Source organism: Silvimonas amylolytica (assembly GCF_014645555.1).
Taxonomy (GTDB): Bacteria; Pseudomonadota; Gammaproteobacteria; order Burkholderiales; family Chitinibacteraceae; genus Silvimonas; species Silvimonas amylolytica.
Map to the genome: position 1 here is coordinate 708,500 of NZ_BMLY01000002.1, position 15,083 is coordinate 723,582.

Annotated in this window: 12 protein-coding genes; 2 read left to right on the forward strand and 10 right to left on the reverse strand. The window is 58.7% G+C overall.

Features of this window, described 5'->3' with window-relative positions:
* Window positions 1–6: 6 nt before the first annotated feature.
* A complete protein-coding gene (locus IEX44_RS09530; protein ID WP_188692316.1) occupies window positions 7–1,056 on the reverse strand; it encodes an FUSC family protein in 1,050 nt (349 codons plus the stop codon).
* A 166-nt stretch (window positions 1,057–1,222) separates the two neighbouring features.
* Between IEX44_RS09530 and murB the strand changes: the two genes are divergently transcribed.
* Window positions 1,223–2,236, forward strand: coding sequence for a UDP-N-acetylmuramate dehydrogenase (gene murB, locus IEX44_RS09535; RefSeq protein WP_188692319.1), 1,014 nt, complete (start codon window positions 1,223–1,225; stop codon window positions 2,234–2,236).
* A 21-nt stretch (window positions 2,237–2,257) separates the two neighbouring features.
* Here the strand turns inward: murB and mpl are convergent, their stop codons facing one another.
* On the reverse strand, window positions 2,258–3,634 hold the full coding sequence (mpl, locus tag IEX44_RS09540; RefSeq protein WP_188692322.1) for a UDP-N-acetylmuramate:L-alanyl-gamma-D-glutamyl-meso-diaminopimelate ligase: 1,377 nt from the start codon (window positions 3,632–3,634) through the stop codon (window positions 2,258–2,260).
* 103 nt (window positions 3,635–3,737) lie between these two features.
* Between mpl and IEX44_RS09545 the strand changes: the two genes are divergently transcribed.
* The gene (locus tag IEX44_RS09545) at window positions 3,738–4,709 is read left to right on the forward strand and encodes a GGDEF domain-containing protein (RefSeq protein WP_188692326.1); all 972 of its coding nucleotides are present in this window, start codon (window positions 3,738–3,740) and stop codon (window positions 4,707–4,709) included.
* Window positions 4,710–4,784: 75 nt separating this feature from the next.
* Here IEX44_RS09545 and IEX44_RS09550 read toward each other — a convergent pair whose 3' ends face one another.
* The 8 genes from IEX44_RS09550 to fmt form a co-directional block, all read right to left on the reverse strand.
* Entirely contained in the window at window positions 4,785–6,239 is a 1,455-nt protein-coding gene (locus IEX44_RS09550; protein ID WP_188692328.1) for a TrkH family potassium uptake protein, read from the reverse strand.
* Entirely contained in the window at window positions 6,239–7,708 is a 1,470-nt protein-coding gene (trkA, locus tag IEX44_RS09555) for a Trk system potassium transporter TrkA (RefSeq protein WP_229678876.1), read from the reverse strand. The genes IEX44_RS09550 and trkA overlap by 1 nt, the downstream gene beginning before the upstream one ends.
* 59 nt (window positions 7,709–7,767) lie before the next feature.
* Complete coding sequence (locus tag IEX44_RS09560; RefSeq protein ID WP_444544658.1) at window positions 7,768–9,075, reverse strand: sigma-54-dependent transcriptional regulator; 1,308 nt, start codon at window positions 9,073–9,075, stop codon at window positions 7,768–7,770.
* Window positions 9,072–11,210, reverse strand: a complete 2,139-nt coding sequence (locus IEX44_RS09565; protein ID WP_188692334.1) for a sensor histidine kinase — start codon at window positions 11,208–11,210, stop codon at window positions 9,072–9,074. Before IEX44_RS09565 ends, IEX44_RS09560 begins: the two co-directional genes overlap by 4 nt.
* Complete coding sequence (locus tag IEX44_RS09570) at window positions 11,211–11,843, reverse strand: DUF4390 domain-containing protein (protein WP_188692337.1); 633 nt, start codon at window positions 11,841–11,843, stop codon at window positions 11,211–11,213.
* Complete coding sequence (rsmB, locus tag IEX44_RS09575) at window positions 11,803–13,080, reverse strand: 16S rRNA (cytosine(967)-C(5))-methyltransferase RsmB (protein WP_188692340.1); 1,278 nt, start codon at window positions 13,078–13,080, stop codon at window positions 11,803–11,805. Before rsmB ends, IEX44_RS09570 begins: the two co-directional genes overlap by 41 nt.
* Window positions 13,081–13,947, reverse strand: a complete 867-nt coding sequence (htpX, locus tag IEX44_RS09580; protein ID WP_188692342.1) for a zinc metalloprotease HtpX — start codon at window positions 13,945–13,947, stop codon at window positions 13,081–13,083. It abuts the gene before it with no gap.
* Window positions 13,948–14,068: 121 nt separating this feature from the next.
* Window positions 14,069–15,001, reverse strand: a complete 933-nt coding sequence (fmt, locus tag IEX44_RS09585; RefSeq protein ID WP_188692345.1) for a methionyl-tRNA formyltransferase — start codon at window positions 14,999–15,001, stop codon at window positions 14,069–14,071.
* Window positions 15,002–15,083 lie beyond the last annotated feature (82 nt).

A 15,083-nucleotide genomic window follows, 5' to 3' on the forward strand; every position in this document is an offset into this window, starting at 1 on the left:
CTTGTCTCAATACACGCCAGGCCGCCGCTGCCGCTCCTGCCAGGCTTCAATGCGCGGCAGCATCTTGATATACAGCGCGGACCCAAGGGCGCACAACGCGCAGGCCAGCACGGTGTTCTCTACCCGCGCCAGCGCAAAATGCATCGGGGAGGCGATCACTCGCTGCAGGCCGAAATCCAGTAGCACCATGACCAGTGCGGTAATTGGAATGACCGCAACCCAATAGTTGCGTGCCTGGGCGGCGGGGGTCATGGCGGCCATGAGGGTGACCAGAATCGCCAGGACCCATTCAGACTGCACGTAATAGATCACCGCCGCCCCAGCCACCACGCCGACGAGCGAGCCCACAAGCCGCTGAATCAGGCGGTGTACGCTGTTGTGCGCGTCGTAGACGGTCACGATGGCAATGGTCAGTGGCACCCAGTAAAAGCGCAACAAATGGAGCCATTGCCCCAGCAAATAACCCGCCAGCACGAGCGAGGCAAAATACAGGGCAAACGCACCATTGTTATGACGGCGACGCATCAGGTGGCGCGCGGCTTCTCGCAGCATGGGCGCGGTCTGATATTCCGGGCCTTCAAAGAGTTTGAGCGAGAGGAGTACAGACAAGATGCCTGACAGACCACCAATAATCAGGTAGGTGCCACACAGCGGGGGCAGGTCCGGGGCGCTATCGCCAAATAAAAAGGCGACGAGCCAGTATTTGCCGATGAACTCCACCGACCCACCTGCACCTTGCAGCCAGCCAGCGAACAAGGCAAACCCCACGAGCAAGGCCAGGCCGGCACCCGGCACAAAATGGCCAGCGACGCCTGCAATGCCAGCCAGCAACATGCCCAAGGTCATGTAGATAATGGCGGCAATGCGCTCGCTGGTCTCGCCGCCATAATCCACAAAAAGCGTATAAAAACCCGCAACACCGCCATAAACAGCCGGAAGAAATTCACCCCGCGTCAGCGCGATCAGAAGCGGTAAACCCACCGCAACAGCACCACGGAACATTTTGCGACGATTGATTGGCGTATTGGCCAGTATCAGCGAGGGGTGCAAAGCCATGGCAGCGGGGGCGGACCGTTTGAGGAGAGTGCAATGTAGTCAGACTACATGAACTTGTGGAGGTAAATAAGCCCGAAGCCACCCAGTGTCACATCTGTGCGGCATTCACGGTGGTCTGTGCACGGGCGCTGGCATACGGGATAATCACCTTTTACAGGGACACGCCATGCCGCTCTCGCAAAACACTGACCTCACCGCGCTCAATACCCTGGGTTTACCAGCGCGCGCCCAGTATTTCTGTGCGCTGGCTGATCTGGCGGAACTGGATGCCTTGCGGGCAGATCCGGTGATCTCGGATTTGCCTTGGCATGTCCTGGGGGGAGGCAGCAATCTGGTGTTGCCGGACGAGGTGCCTGGTCTCGTGATCAAGGTTGCGCTGATGGGGCGCAGTTTGATGGGTGAGGACGAACATGCGTGGTATGTCTCTGCCGGCGCAGGGGAAAACTGGCATGACTTTGTCCAGTGGACGCTGGCGCAAGGCTGGAGTGGCCTTGAAAACCTTTCCCTGATTCCTGGTACGGTAGGTGCAGCACCGATCCAGAACATTGGCGCGTACGGTGTGGAAGTCAAAGACTTGCTCTATGGTGTGCATGCAACGGAGCTGAAAAACGGTGAGCGCCGCATTTTCAGTCAATGTGAATGCCGTTTTGGCTATCGCGACAGCGTGTTCAAACAAGAAGAGGCCGGCCGCTGGTTGATCAGTGAGGTCATTTTCCGACTGCCCAAACAAACGGTGCTGCATACGGCATATGGTGATCTGGTCGGAGAGATGCAGCGCGCAGAGGCTGAGCCCTCACCGCAAGCCGTAGCACAAGCCGTCATCAATGTGCGCCAACGCAAGCTGCCGGATCCGGCGGTGATTGGCAATGCAGGCAGTTTTTTCAAAAACCCGGTGATTGATGCGGCGACGCACGGCCGCCTGCGGGCGCATTGGCCTGACCTGGTCAGCTATCCGTTTGGGGAGGGCTGGTTCAAGCTGGCCGCTGGCTGGCTGATCGACAAGGCGGGCTGGAAAGGGAAAGCACTCGGTCCAGCCGGTATGTATGAAAAGCAGGCGCTGGTGCTGGTGAACCACGGTGGCGCACATCGGGCGGATATCGAGCGGGTGTGCCTGGCGGTGCAAGCATCGGTGCAAGAACAGTTTGGTGTGATGCTGGAGCCTGAACCCGTTTTCTGGTGATCAGGCTCCGCAATCACTTGCTTATCCGCGTGTTTGCAAGGCGCTAAGCAATTTGCCGTGAATACCGCCAAAGCCGCCGTTACTCATGACCAGAATGTGATCGCCAGGCTGGGCGGCGCTGACGACATCGGCCACCAGTGCATCCAGATCGGTATGGCTATGTGCGCGTTCACCCAATGGCGCCAGCGCTTCTGCAGTGTCCCAGCCCAGATTGGCCCCGTAGCAATACACGCGATCGGCATCCAGCAAACTGCCTGGTAATTGCGCTTTCATGGTGCCCAGCTTCATGGTGTTGGAGCGCGGCTCCAGCACAGCCAGAATGCGCGCTTTGCCAACCTTGCGACGCAGACCGGCTAGCGTGGTGGCAATGGCGGTGGGGTGATGCGCAAAATCGTCGTAAACAGTCACCCCATTGACCACGCCTTTGATTTCCATGCGGCGCTTGACGTTACGGAACTCACCCAGGGCGGCAATTGCTTCCTGGGCAGGCACGCCGACGTGGCGGGCGGCTGCAATGGCGGCCAGCGCGTTCAGGCGGTTGTGTTCGCCCAGCAAGTCCCACGTTACGCGGCCTTGTTTCTCTCCCGCGAGCAGTACATCAAAATGCTGGCCGTCATCGTTGGCGGTACACCAGCCCGCTTCGGCGCCAAAGTGCTCGGTTTCGCTCCAGCAACCGCGTTTGAGTACGCGCTCAAGGCTTTCTTCCCGGCCGTTCGCGATCACACGACCATTGCCAGGTACGGTCCGCACCAGGTGGTGAAACTGGGTTTCAATGGCCTGCAGGTCGGCAAAGATATCGGCGTGGTCGAACTCCAGATTGTTCAGGATGGCCGTGCGTGGCCGGTAGTGCACAAATTTGGAACGTTTATCAAAAAAGGCTGTGTCGTACTCGTCAGCTTCGATTACAAAGAAAGGAGATTGGCCGCCCTTTTCCTGACGTGGTTCGCCTGGCAAACGCGCAGAGATACCAAAGTTCTCCGGAATGCCACCCACCAGAAAACCTGGCGCCAGTCCTGCGTATTCCAGTATCCAGGCCAGCATGGAGGTCGTGGTGGTTTTGCCATGTGTACCCGCGACCGCCAGCACCCAGCGGCCCTGCAGAATATGATCCCGCAACCATTCCGGGCCGGAGGTGTAAGGCAAGCCCCGATTGAGGATTTCCTCCATCAACGGATTGCCACGGGTGACCACATTCCCCACGACATACAAGTCGGCATTGAGGCTGAGCTGGTCCGGAGAGAAACCCTCAATCAGATCGATCCCGAGTGCCTGAAGCTGGTCGGACATGGGGGGGTAGACCCCGGCATCACAGCCGGTCACGGTATGGCCCGCCGCGCGCGCCAAGGCGGCGATACCGCCCATGAAAGTGCCGCAGATGCCGAGGATGTGGATATGCATGGTGAGTATGGAAATGCTTCAGAAATTAAGAGTTTGAATGTCTTGGCGCGTCAAGTTTGGATTGCGTACAATCCCGTATTCATTTCACGCTCAGAACTAGATCATGCAGAAAGTGCCGCCGGTTAATCCGGTGGAAATCGCCCGGATTGCCCTGAAACGGTTGGTCGAAAGCCGCTTGCCGCCGACTCCCGAAAACTATACGCAATTTTACAACGCGATTGCCACCATCAAAGCGCCGGCCGATAAGACAACGGACGAGCTTCAGCAGGCGTGGCAGATTCTGTGCCGTCTGGACGATGCCGTCAGTGGCGTGACCGATACCACCGACGACCTGCTCTCTGTTTTGGCCAGCAATGGTGAACACATGGTCAGCAGCCTGGGTGAGTTGCAAAACGCCCGTGAGGCGCATCGTACCCGTAGTGTGCCCGTTGAAGAAACCCATGGCCGGCTGGAATCGCTGCTCAATAACATCATTGACTCGACCAGCAACATCCAGAGCACGGTCCAGACCTCGCACGGCGATCTGGCTGCGATCCGTGAATCCATGCGCCACATTGAAGAAGATCTGGCACATAACCGCATGATGCTGGGTCTTGACCCGTTGACTGGTGCGCATAACCGCCAGGGTTTTGATCACCTGCTGGCCTCTGAGGTCAAGCGTGCGCGCCGGCATGCCGGCAAGCTGAGTGTCGTGATTATCGATCTGGATGACTTCAAGCTGGTCAATGATCGTTATGGTCATCTTGTAGGTGATCAGGTGCTGGTGCACGTGGCTGATCTGGCCAAGGCAGTGTTGCGCGAAAGCGACGCTCTGGTGCGTTACGGCGGCGAAGAATTTTTGCTGATCCTGCCGGAAACCGACCAGAACGGTGCTCGCTTTGTCATCGACCGGCTGCGTGTGGTGGCGGCGCGTACACCCTTTATGCAAAAGTCAGAGCGCATTGATGTCTCGTTCTCTTCAGGCGTGGCGCAATTGAAAGACGACGAGAACGGCCGTGCGCTGGTACTGCGTGCTGATGAGGCACTGTATCGCGCCAAGGCCAATGGGCGTGGTCGCGTGGAAATGGCGACGTGACGAGTTGGTAGCAGGTTGTGAGACCAAAACAAAACCCCGGTTCGACCGGGGTTTTGTTTTGGGTGTCGCCAGTGCCTAGTTCCGCCAGAAGGCCGGGGTAAACAAAATCAGCACCGAGAAAATCTCAAGTCGCCCTAGCAGCATGGCAAAAGTACAGACCCAGACCTGACCAGGCCCGAAGATCGAGAAATTGGCAGAGGGCCCGATGATGCCCAGCCCTGGACCGGTGTTGTTGAGGCTGGCGACGACAGCGCTGAAGGACGAGAGAAAATCCAGCCCGGTCAGCAGTAAAACAAAAGTGAGCACGACCATGCTGATTACATACAGCGAGATAAACCCCAGCACCGCAAAAATCATGGCCGGCGGTACGCTACGCCCGTGAATCCGTACAGGTTTGACCGCTGCGGGGTGCAACAGCGTGGTGAACTGGCGGCCGGCTTCTTTCAGTAGTACCAGGGCCCGGAACATTTTAATGCCACCGCCGGTGGAGCCTGCGCAAGCGGTAAAGCAGGACAAGAACAGCATCAGCAGCGGCACAAACAGTGGCCATGCACCGAAGTCGGTGGTGGCATAGCCGGTATTTGTGGCGACTGAGATCAGATTGAACGTCACATGCCGCAACGATGTTTCGTAGTCCGGGTAAATGTCCTGGGCATACAGATAAGCCGCCAGGCCGGCCACGGCCGCAAGCAGCGCACCCAGCATGGCTTTGAACTCGGAATCACGCCAGTAAGCCATGAGTGAGCGCCGCGAGAGCGCCACATAGTGCGTCGCAAAGTTGGTCGCACCGGCAATCATGAAGACCACCATCACAGCTTCAATGGCCGGCGAGTCGAAATACGCGACGCTGTCGTTGTGGGTGGAGATGCCGCCGAGCGAGACGGTGGTCATGGCATGGCAAACGGCATCAAACCAGGTCATGCCGGCCAGCTTGAGCAACAGCATGCACAGAATGGTGAGGCCGGAATACACCAGCCACAGATTGCGGGCGGTCTCACGGATACGGGGCTTGAGCTTGGCGTCTTTGATCGGGCCAGGCATCTCGGCCTTGAACATCTGCATGCCGCCTACACCGAGCATGGGGAGGATCGCCACTGCGAGTACGATCACACCCATGCCCCCCAGCCAGCTGAGCATGTGGCGCCACAGGTTAAGCGAGGGCGGCAATGCATCCAGGTTGCTAATTGCCGTCGACCCGGTAGTCGTCAGCCCTGCCATGCCTTCGAAGTAGCCATAGGTGAAACCCATATGCGGGTCATACAGCATGAGTGGCGCAGCGGCAGAAAGTGGCAGCAGGAGCCAGATACCAACCACCAGCAAAAAGCCGTCGCGCACATGCAGCTCGCGCCGGAACGGATGGGTGATCAACAGGATCAGCAAACAACTGACCACGCTGATCGTCAGCCCCTCGGCCAGCGGCAGGAACCCGGCGTCCTGGCCTAGCCAGGCCAGACCGATTGGCGCCAGCAAAGTCAAAGAGAACATCAGCGCCACCCGCGCCAGAATATTCAGGGTGGGCAAGAGGCGCATCAGAAGAACCCCAATTTGACGGCAAACAGGTGTTCGACCTCACGGGTGCGTAGCTTGTCATGAACAAACACGATGCAACGGTCGTCGGGTTCAATGACGGTATCGTGATGGACCATGATGACTTTGCCCGCTCGTACGATGGTGGCGAGGAATGCATGGGCCGGCATACGGATTTCATCCACCCGCCGCCCGATCACGCGGGAGACGTTTTTGGTGCCATGAACCACCAGTTCAACGGCCTCGGCGGCACCCCGACGCAATGGCTTCACGGCTGCAATATCGCCCTGACGCGCGTGGGCCAGTAACGTGCCGATCGTGAGTTGGGCCGGAGAAATCGCCACGTCGATACGACTGTCTTGCAACAGATCAACATAGCGCGAGCGGTTGATGATGGAGATCACCTTGCGTGCGCCCATTTGGCGTGCCAGCAGCGCGGACATGATGTTGTCTTCATCGTCGGAGGTCAGAGCCAGGTACATATCCGTACGGTGGATTTGTTCAGCTTCAAACATGGTTTCATTGGTCGCATCGCCATGCAGTACCAGGACGCCAGCCAGCTCATTGGCTAGCCACTCCGCGCGCACGGGGTCCGCTTCTACCAGTTTGACGCTGTAGTCCTTCTGCAAGGCCTTGGCAAGGCGGTAGCCGACATTACCGCCCCCAGCCAGCAAGACATTCTTGATGGGTGACTCCACGACATGCAGCGCACCGATCACCTTGCGCATCTGCCGGGACTCGGCCAGCACAAAGACTTCATCCCCAGCATGCAGTTCGCTGTCACCGTCCGGCCTGATGTATCGGTTGTTGCGGTAAATACCCACGACGCGGCGGTCGGTATTGGGCAGGACGTCGTTGAAGGCGGTGAGCGCTTTGCCGGCCATTGGCGCGCCTTCGGTGACGCGTGTCACCACCAGTTGTACCAGGCCATTGGCAAAATCCAGTACCTGCAATGCCTCGGGCATTTTTACGAGACGGCTGAGGTAATCGGTCACGACCTGCGCGGGCGTGATGGTGTGGCTAATGGCAAACCCGTCTTCTTCGGAAAACAGGTCTTCATGCGCCAGCAGGTCGGCATTACGGATGCGGGCTATGCGCGTGGGCACACGGAACAACTGATAGGCAATCTTGCAGGCCACCATGTTGAGTTCGTCGGTGGGGGTCACCGCCAGCAGTAACTCCGCGTCGGCTGCGCCGGCTTCACGTAATGTCGTTGGACTAGAGGCTGAGCCGGCCACCACGCGCAGATCCAGCTTGCTGGTCAACGGGGCCAGATTGGCAGGGTTGTCATCAACGATGGTGACGTTGTGTTGTTCGTACACCAGTTGTTCGGCCACGGTTGCGCCAACCCGGCCAGCGCCAAGAATCAGGATATTGGACACGGTATGCGTGTAGCTCCGTTGTTGTTCTGGGGCCGCTGTTGCGGTGGGCCGGGCTTGCGGGCGCCGCAAATGAAAACGGGAAGCGATCACAAGGATCAGCTTCCCGTTCAGACTAGCACAGCCGCATCAATGTGCGACTTGTGCGTCGTTCAGTCATCTTCAACCGGTTTGTTCTTCTTGGGCATGTTCACGCCCAGTTGCTTGAGTTTGCGGTAAAGGTGCGTACGTTCCAGGCCAATGCGCTCTGCCACGCGGCTCATGTTGCCACCCGAGAGTTCAATCTGGCGTTCCAGATAGAATTTCTCGAACTGGTCCCGTGCTTCGCGTAATGGCAGGTTCATGTCCACTGCAGAGAGCGCCGGTGCTGGTGCAGAAATCTGCACCGAGGAGGCCTCTACACTGGGCGAGAACTGCGACAGGATGCGCGATACCGGATTGATATCGATTTCACCATCGCGACAAGAAAGCGCAAGGCTCTTCACCACGTTGGTGAGCTCATCCAGATTGCCCGGCCAGTCTTGCTGGGCCAGCAACTGCAGCGCGTTATGACTGAAGCGCCGTGCGCCCAGCTTGTGCTGTGCAACCGTGTCGGCAAGGATGGTTTCAGCCATGCGCGGGATATCTTCCTTGTGCTCACGCAGGGCAGGCACGGGGACGATCCATTGCGACAGCTGGCGGAAGAGTTCCGGGTCCAGATCAGCACTGAGCTGATCCAGCGGACGGCTGGAGGCCGACACCAGACGCACTTTCATTTTTTCCAGCTTGCCCAGCACAGACTTCAGACCCGCTTGTGCACGGGTATCCAGATAGGCCAGATCGCGCAAGAACAGCGTGCCGCCCGTTGCCTTGTTCAACAGCTCTTGCGGGGCGAGCGCGAATTCCTCATTGGAGTACGGCGCCACAAACGGCTTGCCATCCGGATTGACGTAACGTGCGCAGTACTCGAAACCGACACCCGGCGGGCCGATCAGCAGCACCGGCGCGGTTTGCGCCTGCGCTGCCTGCAGCATGCGGGTCAGCTCCCGGATGTGCTCGCTCTCGCCAAGGCGGGCCAGCGTCATCACCGGGCGCGGCGCCTCTTGCTGCATGGTGACCGCGCGCTTGACCGCAGCCAGCAGCTTTTGCAGGCCGATCGGCTTTTCGAGAAAGTCCAGCGCGCCGATCCGGGTGGCTTCCACCGCAGTATCGATCGTGGCGTGGCCCGACATCATGATGACCGGCATGGTGAGCTGGCCATTGCGTGCCCACTCTTTGAGCAGGGTTACGCCGTCGGTATCCGGCATCCAGATGTCCAGCAAGACCAGCCGCGGTTGTGCTTGATTGCGCAACCGGCGCGCGGCTTCGGCATTTTCAGCCACCGCAACGCTATAGCCTTCGTCCTGCAGAATCTCGGACAGCAATTCACGAATGCCGATCTCGTCATCAACTACCAGAATATCCTGACTATGCAACTTCATTCCTCCGCCAGCGGCAGATCAATACGAACCCAGGCTCCGCCAGTTTCGCGGTTTCCGGCCTGAATGCGGCCGTGATGTTCGTCGATAATTTTTTTCACTATCGCCAATCCCAAGCCCGTACCTTTTTGTTTTGTTGTGATGTACGGTTCAAAAACCCGAGGCAGTATATCGGGTTGAAAGCCGTTTCCGCTGTCTTCAACGACTAGTCTGGCAAATTTATCGGTTTTTTCGGTCCGGACGCAAATTTGTGGCGTTCGTACAGCACCTTCTGCCGTCTGTCCGCTTTCCTGGGAATGGATCGCATCTTGTGCATTCTGCAGCAAATTATGGATCACCTGGCGTAAATGCGTCGCGTCGCCGTCCACAGTCAGCGCACCTTCGGTTGTATCTTCGTATTTCACGGGTGCAGCTTCGTACAGTACCAGTACTTCGCTCAAGAGCTGGCGTAAATCCAGCGCTTTTTTCTTGCCGGTAGGTTTACGGGCATAGTCGCGGAACGCATCGACCATCTGTTTGAGGGCCGCCACCTGCTTTACGATGGTTTGCGAATTGCGGCTCAGCAAGTCTTTTCCGCTTTGGTCGAGCTTGTCGGCCAGTTTGAGCTCCATGCGCTCGGCAGCAAGCTGGATCGGGGTCAGCGGGTTCTTGATTTCATGGGCCAGACGCCGCGCCACTTCGCCCCACGCAGCATCACGCTGGGCAGAGATCAGATCGGTAATATCGTCGAACACCACCAGATAACCAGTTCGGCTCTCGCCCACAGCCAGGCGCGTGCCGCGAATTTGCAGAATGCGCTTCTGATCAGCGACTTCGACTGATTTTTGCCAATGCTCCTCGCGACCAGCAAAACCTAGCATGACTTCGTCGCACAGCGCCATCAACGCCGGGTAAAGCTCATGCCAGCGGGGCAACGCCAGGCTGCCCAGTTGCAAGGGGTCAATGCCAAGAATACGAAGCGCGCTCTGGTTGGCCGAAGCCAGTGTCCAGCTGTCGTCAAATGACATCACACCGGCGGTGAGCGACCCCAGCATGGCTTCCAGATAGGCGTTGGCTGCCTCCTGTTCGGCCTGATGCTGCTCCAGCGCAGAGCGTGCGTCAGCCAGCTGGCGGGTCATCCGGTTGAACGAGTGAGTCAGGATACCCAATTCATCCCGACTGATCACCGGCTGACGTTGCGAATAATCGCCCGAAGCCACCGCGCGCGTGCCTTCAGCCAGAACGGAGAGCGGCGCGGCCAGCTTGTCAGAGAGATAAATCGCCAGCGCGACTGCGCCCAGCAATGCCATCAAAAGGGCCAGTGTCAGCGTCAGGCTGTAGATGAGCTTGAGGCCCTGCCGCGACTGCGATAGCTGTTTGTAGTCCGCCCGCACCTGTTCGACCAGTTCGGCATCGGCCGCAAGCGCACGATCAACCGGCTGCCGTAGCTGCAGAATCCGCGTTCGCTCTGAGAGCCCGGTGTCATGTACGGGCATCAGTACACGCATGGTCAGGCCTTTGTCGGCGTCGGTTTCCAGCTGTTTGAGCGGCCCGAACATAGCTGCGCGTAGCTGGCTGCGCTCTGGCACACTTGGAAACAGCCCGGCACTCTCGTTGCCAATGTGGGCGATCGTCTGGCCGGTTTCGTCAAATACGCTGATTTCCTGCACGCCGATCTGGTCACGCAAACGCGTCAGGCGTGACAACAGCGCGGTGCCGTTTTCATCGTGGATGTCCAGCGCGATCACGCGGGCTTTGCGCAAAAGATCGTTCTGCTGGAAATCAATGGCGTTATGGCCCAGGTTAAGGCCACGATCCAGCGCGCCTTCCACCCTGACATCAAACCAGGTTTCGATTGAGCGGTTCAAAAACTGCACAGAAAGCGTGTACACCAGCGCGCCAGGCAATACAGCGACCAGCGAGAACATCAGCACCATGCGCAAGGTTAGCCTTGAGCCAAAGACCTTGTGCTTGACCTTCTGGACCAGCTGCATCATGCGCACGCCAACCAGCACAATCATGGCCAGTAGCATCAGCGCGTTGATGGTCAGGAGGACGGTGTAGTACTTGGCAAACGCAGAGGTGTTACCCGAGGCCGTGGCCAGCAGGAACAAAAGAATGGTGCCTAACGAGGCAAGAATGACCAGTGCGCGACGCATTTACTTCCCGTCCTCGCCACCATGCAGCCCGACCTCCGTCCAACTGGACTCCAGTTGCCAGTCGCTATGGCCCAGCGCGGTCAGTTGCCAGGTTTTAGGCAATTGGGAAACATCAAGTTTGAGCCGCATGCGTCCGGAGAAATCGCTCTTGTCCTGAGCAATGGATGTATCTTGCAGCACGGCCCAGGCGCGTAGTACGCCTAGTGCCGCCAGTGCTTCATCCAGCGTATTGAAACTGCGATAGAAGCTGCCCAGGTGCAGGCGATACTGGCGCGACAAGGCGTGGTAACTCAGGCGGTAGGTGAGGGTGGCTGTTGGTGAGAACCAGTCTGCTACCTGCCGATACCAGGAATACATGCGCGGTCGGGTGAGCTGGAATTCGTACACAAACGGCAACGAAAGGCCGTTAAGCAGCGCATCTTCCAGCGCGGGAGAAATGCTGATTTTGTAATTGGCAGAAATTTCGACCTGATTGTCGCCCCAGCTCGATGAGGTCTGCTGGGCCTTGATCCCGCCGTTTTCTGCCCAGGCGGCCGAGAAAACGGCCGACAGGGCCATCCACAAGACAAAGAGCCCGCACCAGCGGCGCAGGCTACTGAGCTTGTTTCTGGAAAAGGGCGTAATAAAAACCATCGTGCTCCGGGTTCGGCAAAAGCTGCCCGTCTGCGGCAGCTTCCAGGCTCACCGGCAGACGCTTGGCATCCGGCGTTCTGGCCGCAAAGGCCTCGGCCTGTTCTGCGTTTTCTGCCGGGAATATGGAGCACGTAGCATAGAGGAGTTTGCCGCCCGGGGCTACCAAACCCCACAGCGCATCGAGCATTGCGGCTTGTTGTTGCGCAAACTGGACAATATCGCCGGCCCGGCGTAGCCATTTGATGTCCGGGTGGCGGCGAGCCACGCCAGCGGCCGAACATGGCACATCAGCCAGAATGCGATCAAACGGTTTGCCGTCCCACCAGGCGGCGGGTTGGCTCGCGTCACCGGTTTTGAGCGTAGCACTCAGCCCCAGTCGCTTGAGATTATCGGCCACGCGCGCCAGGCGCTGTGTGTCGGCATCAATGGCGGTGAGATCCAGGTTAGCCAGTTCCAGCAAATGGCCGGTTTTGCCGCCAGGCGCTGAGCACGCATCCAGCACGCGCATGCCGTCAGCGACATCCAGCAGGCGCGCGGCTTGCTGAGCACCCCAGTCCTGGACCGACACGAGGCCATCGAAAAAGCCAGGGATACGGTCAACGCCAATTGGATGGCGCAACTGGATGGCAGTGTCGTCGAGCGCTCTGGCTTCGATGCCGGCTTCTTGCAGTGCAGCCATGGCGCTATCGAGCGAACCAAGACGGCGGTTCACCCGCAGCGTCAGCGGCGGATGCGTGTTGTTGGCGCCCAGTATGTTTTCCCAATCGCGTGGGTAGGCCTTTTTCATGGCATCGATCCACCATGGCTGGTGGGACCATTTGCCATAAGGCGTACTGCGGGACTGATTCAGGAGTTCGTCACGGCGGCGCAGAAAATTGCGCAATACAGCGTTGACGAGGCCCTTGCCCATGCCGGTGCCTGTGTGCGATGCCACTTTCACCGCATGGTCGACCACGCTGTAGGGGGCGGCACGGGTGAACTGCAACTGGTAAAGACATACCAGCAAGAGCGAGCGTAGCGCGGACTCATGCAGCGGTTTGTTCAAAAGTTGCTTGAGCGTGCTGTCGAGCAAGCCAAGGTGGCGTAAAGAACCGTAGCTTAAATCCTGAATGGCGCCGCGTTGTTGGGGGCGCAAGTCGGGTTCTTCGCGCCAGATTCGGGCTAGCGCGTCGGTGAGGGTTTGCCCGGTAAGCACGGCATCAAGCGCTTGGGAGGCAAGTTTCTGGGTTGCAAACACTTATCTGAAATCCGTCTGGTTCTGACCGCGCGCCATGGCATACAGGCGCTCGATCCGTTCTTCCGTGCGTGGGTGCGTGCGGAACAAATCCGCCAGACCACCCCCATGCAGCGGGTTCATGATCATCATCTGGGCAGTTTCCGGGTGCTGTTCTGCGGTGTGCATCGGAATGCCAGAGGCATAGGCTTCAATCTTGCGCAGGGCATCGGCCAGCGCTTGCGGGTCGCCAGAAATCCGCGCGCCGCCGGCATCTGCTGCAAATTCGCGAGAGCGCGAAATCGCCATCTGGATCAACGATGCCGCAACGGGTGCCAGAATGGCTACAGCAATACCAACGATCGGGTTCACCGGGCGACCGTGTTCGTCACGGCCACCGAAAAACATGGCAAAGTTGGCCAGGGCCGAAATCGCCCCCGCCATGGTGGCCGAGATGGTCGAAATCAGGATGTCCCGATGCTGCACGTGCGCCAGTTCATGCGCCATCACGCCTCTGAGTTCTCGGGCAGACAGCACCCGCATGATACCGGTGGTGCACGCAACTGCGGCGTTTTCCGGGTTACGGCCCGTCGCAAAGGCATTGGGCTGGTCTTCTTCAATCACGTAGACCTTGGGCATAGGCAGGCCGGCACGACCTGCCAGTTCGCGCACCATGGCCACGAGTTCGGGGGCCGTGGTGTCATCGACCAGGTGCGCGTTGTACATGCGCAGCACCATTTTGTCGGAGTTCCAGTAGGCGAATACGTTCATGCCGCCCCCGAACAAGAGGGCCAGCAGCATGCCTTTCTGGCCGCCGATCATGCCGCCAATCAGACCAAAGAGCGCCACGATGGCTGCCATCAGCAACGTGGTTTTCATCCAGTTGTTCATTGCTTCCTCATCAGGATTGCCACCGGCAGGCGCCGGCTTCCATCAATAGATTGCCGCCGGCAAGAATAATTCAACGCGTCTGTGAAACATGCACATCCACAGCGCGTCATTGCCTGCAAAATCAGGCGGCTGCACCCAATACAGTCCCTGCGGCAATACCACTTCCAGCGATGAGGGCAGCAGCATCCATACGTTTGCCGCCGGCTTTTTGTACTTCGATCAGCTTGAGAGCACCTTCCCCGGTGGCCACGATCAGTCCGTGACGATCCGCCTGCAGGACTTCACCCGGCGCGCCGTTGCCAGCGACGGGCTCGGCACGCCAGATTTTCATGGCCTCACCAGCCAGCGTGGTCTGGGCCGAAGGGAAGGGATTGAACGCCCGGATCATGCGATCAAGCTGGGCGGCGCTGTGTTGCCAATCGACATGTGATTCTTCCTTGCGCAGTTTCTCTGCGTAAGTGACCCCTGTTTCTGGCTGTTGTTGCCGTGCAGCTTGCAGCACGGGCAGGTTTGCCAGTGCTTCCACGATCGCACCCGCACCCGACACCGCCAGTTTGTCATGGAGGGTGCTGGCGTTATCGTCAGTAGTGATCGGAACGCGATGAATACTCAGCATGTCACCCGTGTCCAGACCGGCATCCATTTGCATGATGGTGATGCCGGTTTCGGCATCCCCGGCCAGGATGGCGCGCTGGATAGGCGCTGCACCGCGCCAGCGCGGCAGCAAAGAGGCGTGAATGTTCAAGCAGCCCAAACGTGGCAAGTCCAGCACCGCCTGCGGCAGGATCAGACCATAAGCCGCCACGATCATCACGTCGGCTTCGATGCCGGCCAGCGGCGCTTGCTGTTCGGGCAAGCGCAATTTTTCTGGCTGGTAGACAGGCAAGCTGTACTGCAGGGCCAGCTGTTTGACGGGGGAAGCCGTCAGTTTCATGCCGCGACCAGACGGGCGGTCTGGCTGAGTGAGGACCAGTGCAATTTCATGACCGGCATCGATCAGCGCCTTGAGGGCGGCAGCGGCAAAATCAGGCGTTCCGGCAAAAATCAGTTTCATGGGCAGCAGGTTCTACAGTTTTTCAAACGTCAAAAAAGAAACGCCGCCCATGGCGGCGCCGTTAACCGTTGCCCGATAGCCA